The sequence below is a fragment of the Acidovorax delafieldii 2AN genome, from assembly GCF_000175235.1.
GTDB lineage: Bacteria > Pseudomonadota > Gammaproteobacteria > Burkholderiales > Burkholderiaceae_C > Acidovorax > Acidovorax delafieldii_B.
Map to the genome: position 1 here is coordinate 48674 of NZ_ACQT01000008.1, position 7740 is coordinate 56413.

The window sequence follows — 7740 nt, forward strand, 5'->3', positions numbered from 1 at the left end:
TTCCCGGACCACCCCATATCTAAAGGAGACACCACCATGAGCAACAAACTCACCGCACTGGCACTGATGCTCGGCGCTGCCGGCCTGGCCGCCCCGGCCGTCCATGCGCAGGAAAAAGTCAAGATCGGCTTCATCACCGACATGTCCAGCCTGTATTCGGATGTCGAGGGCAAAGGTGGCGCAACCGCCATCCAGATGGCCATCGACGACTTTGGCGGCAAGGTGCTGGGCCAGCCGATCGAGCTGCTCTCCGCAGACCACCAGAACAAGGCGGACATCGCGGCCTCGAAGGCCCGCGAGTGGATCGACACGCAAGGCGTGACCATGATCTTCGGCGGCACCAATTCGGGTACGGCCCTGGCGACGTCCAAGGTGGCTGCCGAGAAAAAGCGCATCTACTTCAACAACGGCGCGGGCACGTCTGCCTTGACCAATGAGCAGTGCAACCCCTACACCGTGCACTACGCCTACGACACCGTGGCGCTGGCCAAGGGCACCGGCGGTGCCGTGGTGGACAGCGGCGGCAAGAGCTGGTTCTTCCTGACCGCTGACTACGCCTTCGGCCATTCGCTGGAGAACGACACCACGGCGGTGATCAAGGCCAAGGGCGGCACGGTGGCCGGCGCCGTGCGGCACCCGCTCAATGCCTCCGACTTCTCGTCGTTCCTGCTGCAGGCGCAAAACTCCAAGGCCCAGATCCTCGGCCTGGCCAATGCCGGTGGCGACACCATCAACTCCATCAAGGCGGCGAAAGAGTTCGGCATCAACAAGACCATGAAGACCGCGGGCCTGCTGGTTTTCTTGAGCGACATCCACAGCCTGGGCCTCAAGAACACCGAGGGCCTGCTGCACACCACGAGCTGGTATTGGGACAAGGATGACGAGTCGCGCAAATTCGGCGACCGCTATTTCGCCAAGATGAAGCGCATGCCCACCGACGTGCAGGCGGCCGACTATTCCGCCACCATGACCTACCTGAAGGCCGTCGAAGCCGTCAAGAGCACCGATGCCGACAAGGTCATGGAATACATGAAGAAGACGCCCATCAACGACTTCTTCGCCAAGGGTGGCGTGATCCGTCCAGACGGCCGCATGGTCCACGAGATGTACCTGGTGCAGGTCAAGTCGCAGGCCGAATCGAAGAAGCCCTGGGATTACCTGAAGATCATCAAGAAGATGCCGGGCGAACAGGTCTTCACCGCCAAGGCCGACTCCAAGTGCGCGCTCTGGAAATAAGCCTTTAACCTGAACACTCCCACCTGCTGCCGTCTGCCATGGAAATCTTTGGTGTCTCATTGCCGGGCCTGTTGAGCCAGCTCCTTCTGGGGCTGGTCAACGGTTCGTTTTACGCAATCCTCAGCCTGGGGTTGGCCGTGATCTTTGGCCTTCTCAACGTCATCAATTTTGCGCATGGTGCGCTGTTCATGATGGGGGCCGTGATTACCTGGATGGCCATGACCTACTTCGGTATTGGCTACTGGTGGATGCTGGTGCTTGCTCCGCTGCTGGTGGGAGCGTTCGGGGTGGTGATCGAGCGGTTGCTGCTGCGCTGGATCTACAAGCTCGACCACCTGTACGGCCTGCTGCTCACGCTGGGCCTGACGTTGTTGGTGGAGGGTGTGTTCCGCTCGATCTATGGGGTTTCGGGGCTGGGTTACGACACGCCGGAACTGCTCGAGGGCGCCACCAGCCTGGGCTTCATGATCCTGCCCAACTACCGTGCATGGGTCGTGGTCGCATCCATCGCCGTCTGCATCGGCACCTGGTATGTGATCGAAAAAACCAAACTGGGCGCCTACCTGCGCGCTGGCACCGAAAACCCGCGCCTGGTCGAGGCGTTCGGGGTGAACGTGCCGCTGATGATCACGCTCACCTACGCCTTTGGTGCCGCGCTGGCCGCCTTCGCGGGTGTGCTGGCGGCCCCGGTGTACCAAGTGTCTCCGCTCATGGGCCAGAACCTCATCATCGTGGTGTTCGCCGTGGTGGTGATCGGTGGCATGGGTTCCATCATGGGCTCGATCCTCACGGGCCTGGGTCTGGGCATTGTCGAGGGATTCACCAAGGTGATCTACCCCGAAGCATCTTCCACCGTGGTGTTCGTCATCATGGTGATCGTCCTCCTGATTCGCCCCGCCGGCTTGTTCGGTAAAGAAAATAAGGGGCCGCGAGCATGAACCTCAAGAAAATCGCCAACTTTGGTTACGGGCTGCTGTTGCTGGGCCTGATTGCGGCTCCCTTCCTGGGCGCCTACCCCATCTTCGTGATGAAGCTGATGTGCTTTGCGCTGTTTGCGTCGGCCTTCAATCTGCTGCTGGGCTATACCGGCATGCTGTCTTTCGGCCACGCGGCCTTCCTGGGCGGCGCGGCCTACGTCACCGGCCACACCCTCAAGGTCTGGGGCCTGACGCCCGAGATTGGGCTGCTGCTGGGCACGGCCGCTGGCGGGCTGCTGGGCCTCATCGTCGGCTTCTTTGCGATCCGCCGTACGGGCATCTATTCGACGATGATCACCCTGGCACTCGCGCAGATGCTGTTCTTTGCCTGCCTGCAGGCGCCCTTCACGGGGGGCGAGGACGGGTTGCAGGCCGTGCCGCGCGGCAAGCTGTTTGGCGTGGTTGATCTGGCCAGTGATCTGACCATGTATTACGTGGTGCTGGTCATCGTCGTGGCGGCCTTCCTGCTGATCGTGCGCACCATTCACTCGCCCTTCGGTCAGGTGCTCAAGGCCATCAAGGAGAACGAACCCCGCGCCACGTCGCTGGGCTACGACACCAACCGTTTCAAGCTGCTGGCGTTTGTGCTGTCGGCCGCGTTGGCCGGGCTGGCTGGTGCACTCAAAACGCTGGTGCTGGGCTTTGCCACGCTCAGCGACGTGCACTGGACGGCATCGGGCCATGTGGTGCTGATGACCCTGGTCGGGGGCCTGGGCACCCTGTCGGGGCCACTCGTGGGCTCGGCCGTGGTGGTGCTGCTGGAGAACAAGCTGGGCGAAATCGGCCACTTCCTGGCCACGTTGACCAGCGTCGATTGGTTCAACACGCTGGGCGAGTCCGTCACCATGGTCACGGGCCTGATCTTTGTGATCTGCGTGCTGGCGTTCCGCCGTGGCGTGATGGGCGAAATCATTGCGTGGCTTGTGCGCCGACGCGCGGGCAGTAAAGGCTGAGGCTGTTGCCTCCGGTGCCATGCAAGCCGCTGCGTCACAGGCGCAGCGGCTTTTTGTATCCGGTCATCTCCAGGTAGCCGCGACCGATCACGGCACCGGCTGCACTGCGCAGCTCTGACAGGCCTTCCCAATAGATCGCGCCGGTTGAGCTGCTGCTGTCGAGTTCCTGATCGTCGACCAGCGCAAGCACGCCATAAGTGCCGACCGGTGTTTCCACCTGCCACTGCACGGGGTAGCGAGCACCGCTGGAGGGGCTGTCCCAATACCGCTCTGCGGTGAATGCCGCGCTGTTGTCCGCAAATACCTGCGTTTCCTGGCCTGCCGAACGGAACGAACCGCCCGACCACAGCGCAGAGCCGTCGGCCCGCCGGAGGCGAAAGGCCGTGAGCGCGCTGCCGTCGTCCAGGTTCATCCCGATCCAGTCCCAGCCCACGGCTTGGGGGTGCATCAATGCATCGCTCCATTCGTGGTCCAGCCAGGCACGGTTGGCATGGGGCGCACTTTCGATGGCCATGCGTCGGCCTTCGAGCACGATGTGGCCGCTTACCGCCAGCTGGGGCTGGCTGTAGTAATAGCTGGCCTGCGCAGCTTCGGGCCCCTTGCGCGATAGCCCCTGGAGCCCCTGCAAAAGTGGCGGCCCGGCCGATTCCAACTGCAGATCCAAGCCGAAACTTGTGCCTTCCACCCGCGCGGTGTAACGGCTTGCCGTGCCGTCCTTGCCCGCGGCGCCAGCAGGCTTGCCGCTGCCCGTCTGCCCGGCGGCAGAAGGCAAAGGAATGTCCTCGCGCACGAGTGACCAGTCGCGCAGCCGCACGGCGGTGTCGGACTCACTGGCCTGCGCCACGCCGAAGCCCGCGCGCTCGATGCGCTGGTCGTGGCGCAGGCGCCGGCCTTTCACATCGGTGAGGGCGGCATGGGCAAACAGCAATTGCTTGGCTGCAAAGGCCGACTGCATGCGCTGCGCGGCCTCCACGCGCGAGCGAAAGAACGTGACCTGAAAACCCCACAGGCGGTCCGCCGCCTGGACATGGCCCGTGACATACCACCATTCGGTGTGGTGGTCGGGGTGGCTGCCATGGTCCCGCGGAAAAAGCAGCGTGCGCGCGGGCAGGGCCCAGGCGCTTGTGACCCAGGAACCCGGGGCCGCCGCCGCGGCCGCGAAGGCCAGCCATTGGCGGCGGCCCAAGGGCGCCTGTTCCAGGGAGAAAGTTGGCGCCGGCATGGGGGCTTGCCGCGGCATGGCCTCAGGCCAGCATGGCGTCCACGCGCTGGCGTGCCGCCGTGCAGTCGCCCATGCAACGGGCCACCCATTCGGAATCGAAGTAGGTGGGAAGATAGCGCTCGCCGGCATCGCACAACAGTGAAAGGATGGAGCCGCGTTCGCCGCGCTCGCGCATCTCGCCCGCCAGTGTGAGCATGGCAAAAAAGTTGGTGCCGGTAGAGGGGCCGGTGCGCCGCCCCAGCAACTGCGACAGGGCACGCATGGCCGCAATCGAATCCACATCGGGCACTTCGACCATGCGGTCCACCAGCGTGCGGATGAAGCTGGGCTCCACCTGTGGCCGGCCAATGCCTTCGATGCGCGAACCTGCGGCGGTGAGCGTTGCATCGCCCGTGCGGTGGTAGGCGCTGAACACCGATCCCGCCGGGTCGGCCACGCACACCTGGGTGGCGTGGCGCTGGTAGCGCACGTAGCGGCCGATGGTGGCGCTGGTGCCGCCCGTGCCGGCACCCACCACGATCCAGCGCGGCACGGGGTGCCGCTCACGCTGCATCTGCGTGAACATGCTCTCGGCAATGTTGTTGTTGCCACGCCAGTCGGTGGCGCGTTCGGCGTAGGTGAACTGGTCCATGTAATGCCCGCCTGTTTCTGCCGCGATGGCGCGGGCGGCGCCGTACACCTCGCCCGCGCTTTCCACGAAATGGCAGCGGCCGCCGTGGAACTCGATCAGCGCGATCTTCTCGGCCGAGGTGCTGCGGGGCATGATCGCCACGAATGGCAGGCCCAGCAGGCGTGCAAAGTAGGCCTCGCTCACAGCCGTCGAACCGCTGGATGCCTCGACGATGGTCGAGCCTTCGTGCACCCATCCGTTGCACAGCGCGTACAGAAACAGCGAGCGCGCCAGCCGGTGTTTGAGGCTGCCCGTGGGATGGGTGGATTCGTCCTTCAGGTACAGGTCGATGCCCGCACGCGTGAATGCAGGCAGGGGCAGCGGAATCAGGTGCGTGTCGGCGCTGCGCTGGTAGTCGGCCTCGATGCGGGCAATGGCTTCGTGCAGCCAGTGAGAAGGGGTGGGCGGTGTCTGCATGGGGTGCATTGTCGCAGTCGGCCGTCCCGCCGAGTGATTCTCAACCCTGGTGGCGCCGTGTGGCGATTTCAGTCGCTGTCGCTCGGCTGGCGCGGGCCTTCGGCGCAGGTCACCCCGGGGTGCGCAAGGGCCCGGTTCAAGCCTTGCGCCGGTACCGCAGGGCGGCCAGGCCGAGCAGCAGCGAAAGCAGCATTACGCCGCGCGTGCCGGTGGCGGGAACGGCACGCACGGCAGCGCCCGCTGGCAGGGCGCCAATCTGCACATTGCCCGCCACGATGGCCATGTCCTGGCTCAGCACGGCAGAGGGGCCGAGGGTGATCGCGGCCGTGCCGGCACCCGACGAGAGCAGCTGAATGGGCTGGGCCGGCGTGCCCTGCAGCGTCAAGGTGCCCAGCACCGTGATCTGGCTGCCCGCCGGCATCACAAAGGCGCGGCCGGTGGTGCTGCGCAGGGTCAGGTCCTGGAACACCATCGTGCCCGCGAGCTGGGTGGTGTTGCCGCCAGTGCAGCCATCGGTCAGCACCACCGAGGTCGTGCCTGCGTTGAACGTGCCCCCACTGGTCAGATTGCCTCCCACCGTGAGCGTGCCCACCGTGCCGTTCACCACCCCCGTACCGCCAATGTCGAAGTTGCTGGCGGTGGACATTTGCGTGGTCCGCAGATTCAGGTTGCCGTCTACCTGCACAGGCGTGCACCCCACGTCCACCAGGGTGCCTGCCGGCATGTCCACGGTGGCGCCGAAGGGAACTGCGAACTGGGCCCAGCCCGGCGAGGCCAGGCCATACAGCAGTGTGGCCATGGCGGCCCTCTGGCGAAACGTCGTCTTCGCGGAACTCCCTCTGGAGCGCGGCTCTGCAAAAGCGGCCGCGCTGCGGCTTTGTCGGATCTGGATGGTTGCGAAAGTGCCTCCTCAGAACCTGTTGGCGATCTTTTCGGGGTCGCGCAAGCACCTTGCCGGGATGGGCTGCAGGGCAGCGGTGCGCAGTGGATAGCTCGGCTATCAACAGGCGCTGCAACGCCGCAGGCCGCCCGGCAAGGCACTTGTCCGAAGGTGGGCGTGAAATCGGGCGATGGAACGCCTCAGCTGCTTGCATGGGCATGAGCCCATGCGGCGCATCCGAGGCATCCACTTATCCCGATGGCACTCCAATGCGATCCCCGAAAAGATCGTCAACAGGTTCTTACGCCCCCGCAGGTGGCCCCGTTTTGTTTTCGGAGCGGTGGCGCAGGGGCGGGCTCGGATCATGGGCAAGCCGCGCCAGGAAGGCAAACAAATTTTGACCTGTCCGCGGGTGGCGATGCACGGGCAGGCGTTACCAGTCTTCTTTCACCGCCATCACGGCGTCGCGCCCCGCTGCGGCACGGCCGGCGAGCCAGGCCGTCACGGTGCCCGAGGCCACCACGGCCGCGCACAGCGCAAGCAGCCGTTCTGCGGGCACGCGCAGCTCCATCGTCCAGTGGAAGCTCTGGGGGTTGACCACGTGTACCAGGACCAGCGCCACGGCCAGGCCAAGCAGTACCCCTGCTGCGGCGCCCACGCCGGTCCATGCCGCTCCCTCGCCGGCCACCACGGCCAGAATCTGCCGCCGGGTGAGGCCCAGGTGCGCCAGCAGGCCGAATTCCTTGCGCCGCGCCAGCACCTGCGCGCTGAAGCTTGCCGCCACGCCAAACAGGCCGATACCGATGGCCACGGCCTGCAGCCAGTAGGTGACGGCAAAGCTGCGGTCGAAGATGCGCAGCGAGCGCTCCCGGATTGCGCCCACCGAGACGAACTCCAGATCGGCCGCGCCAGCGCCGGCTGGGGATTGCGCACCCTCATCTGAGCCTGAGCCCCGCACGCCCGCCTGGTCCGCGCCAGCCAGGGCACGGATGGCCTGCTGCAGTTGCGCGAGGTCAGCCTTTTCGCTTGGCCAGAGGGCAAGGTCGGTGGCCCGGGTGTCGCCCGTGAGGGCCACGTAGTTGGGGCGGTCCATGACCACGGCGCCCGATTGGCGCGCATAGTCGCGCCAGACGCCTGCTATGAAAAAAGAAGCTGCTTGCGCTTGTGCCATATGCGCTACAGGGTTGAAAGACTTTGAAAGTGCGGGCCAGTCCATGCCGGGGCGCAGGCCGTACAGATCAACCACGGCTTCGCTGATGTAAACGCCTTTCTTCCCCGCTGGCACGGGCAGAGCCTCGCCCACCAGCGGCAGCGCGCGGGCGGGGTTGTTGCCCAGGGGGCGGCTCAGCAGCACCAGCGCGGGGCGCGTGGGGTCGAGCTGGAGC

The 7740-nt window shown here is 65.4% G+C and carries 7 protein-coding genes; 3 read left to right on the forward strand and 4 right to left on the reverse strand.

Annotation, left to right across the window (positions count from 1 at the left end; all coding sequences use genetic code 11):
• Positions 1-36: 36 nt before the first annotated feature.
• Genes ACDELDRAFT_RS02870 through ACDELDRAFT_RS02880 form a run of 3 tightly spaced genes read left to right on the forward strand, consistent with a single transcriptional unit; the run spans position 37 to position 3166 of the window.
• Positions 37-1236, forward strand: coding sequence for an ABC transporter substrate-binding protein (locus tag ACDELDRAFT_RS02870; protein ID WP_005793258.1), 1200 nt, complete (start codon positions 37-39; stop codon positions 1234-1236).
• Between the two features lie 38 nt (positions 1237-1274).
• Positions 1275-2174: a branched-chain amino acid ABC transporter permease gene (locus ACDELDRAFT_RS02875; RefSeq protein ID WP_005793259.1), complete on the forward strand. Its 900-nt coding sequence runs from the start codon at positions 1275-1277 to the stop codon at positions 2172-2174.
• A complete protein-coding gene (locus ACDELDRAFT_RS02880) occupies positions 2171-3166 on the forward strand; it encodes a branched-chain amino acid ABC transporter permease (RefSeq protein WP_005793260.1) in 996 nt (331 codons plus the stop codon). Before ACDELDRAFT_RS02875 ends, ACDELDRAFT_RS02880 begins: the two co-directional genes overlap by 4 nt.
• 34 nt (positions 3167-3200) lie before the next feature.
• Here the strand turns inward: ACDELDRAFT_RS02880 and ACDELDRAFT_RS02885 are convergent, their stop codons facing one another.
• The 4 genes from ACDELDRAFT_RS02885 to ACDELDRAFT_RS02900 form a co-directional block, all read right to left on the reverse strand.
• Complete coding sequence (locus ACDELDRAFT_RS02885; protein WP_005793261.1) at positions 3201-4406, reverse strand: lipocalin-like domain-containing protein; 1206 nt, start codon at positions 4404-4406, stop codon at positions 3201-3203.
• A 4-nt stretch (positions 4407-4410) separates the two neighbouring features.
• Positions 4411-5475: a PLP-dependent cysteine synthase family protein gene (locus ACDELDRAFT_RS02890; protein ID WP_040327887.1), complete on the reverse strand. Its 1065-nt coding sequence runs from the start codon at positions 5473-5475 to the stop codon at positions 4411-4413.
• Between the two features lie 136 nt (positions 5476-5611).
• On the reverse strand, positions 5612-6274 hold the full coding sequence (locus tag ACDELDRAFT_RS02895; protein ID WP_005793263.1) for an IPTL-CTERM sorting domain-containing protein: 663 nt from the start codon (positions 6272-6274) through the stop codon (positions 5612-5614).
• A 514-nt stretch (positions 6275-6788) separates the two neighbouring features.
• Positions 6789-7740, reverse strand: a 952-nt coding sequence (locus ACDELDRAFT_RS02900; protein WP_005793264.1) for an FtsX-like permease family protein, incomplete at its 5' end; no start/stop codon positions are given.

Excerpts from the sequence above, each read along its gene's own strand:
- ACDELDRAFT_RS02895 (WP_005793263.1), bottom strand. The coding sequence starts at position 6,274 with ATGGCCACACTGCTGTATGGCCTGGCCTCGCCGGGCTGGGCCCAGTTC.
- ACDELDRAFT_RS02870 (WP_005793258.1), top strand. The coding sequence starts at position 37 with ATGAGCAACAAACTCACCGCACTGGCACTGATGCTCGGCGCTGCCGGC.
- ACDELDRAFT_RS02880 (WP_005793260.1), top strand. The coding sequence starts at position 2,171 with ATGAACCTCAAGAAAATCGCCAACTTTGGTTACGGGCTGCTGTTGCTG.
- ACDELDRAFT_RS02885 (WP_005793261.1), bottom strand. The coding sequence starts at position 4,406 with ATGCCGCGGCAAGCCCCCATGCCGGCGCCAACTTTCTCCCTGGAACAG.
- ACDELDRAFT_RS02875 (WP_005793259.1), top strand. The coding sequence starts at position 1,275 with ATGGAAATCTTTGGTGTCTCATTGCCGGGCCTGTTGAGCCAGCTCCTT.
- ACDELDRAFT_RS02890 (WP_040327887.1), bottom strand. The coding sequence starts at position 5,475 with ATGCAGACACCGCCCACCCCTTCTCACTGGCTGCACGAAGCCATTGCC.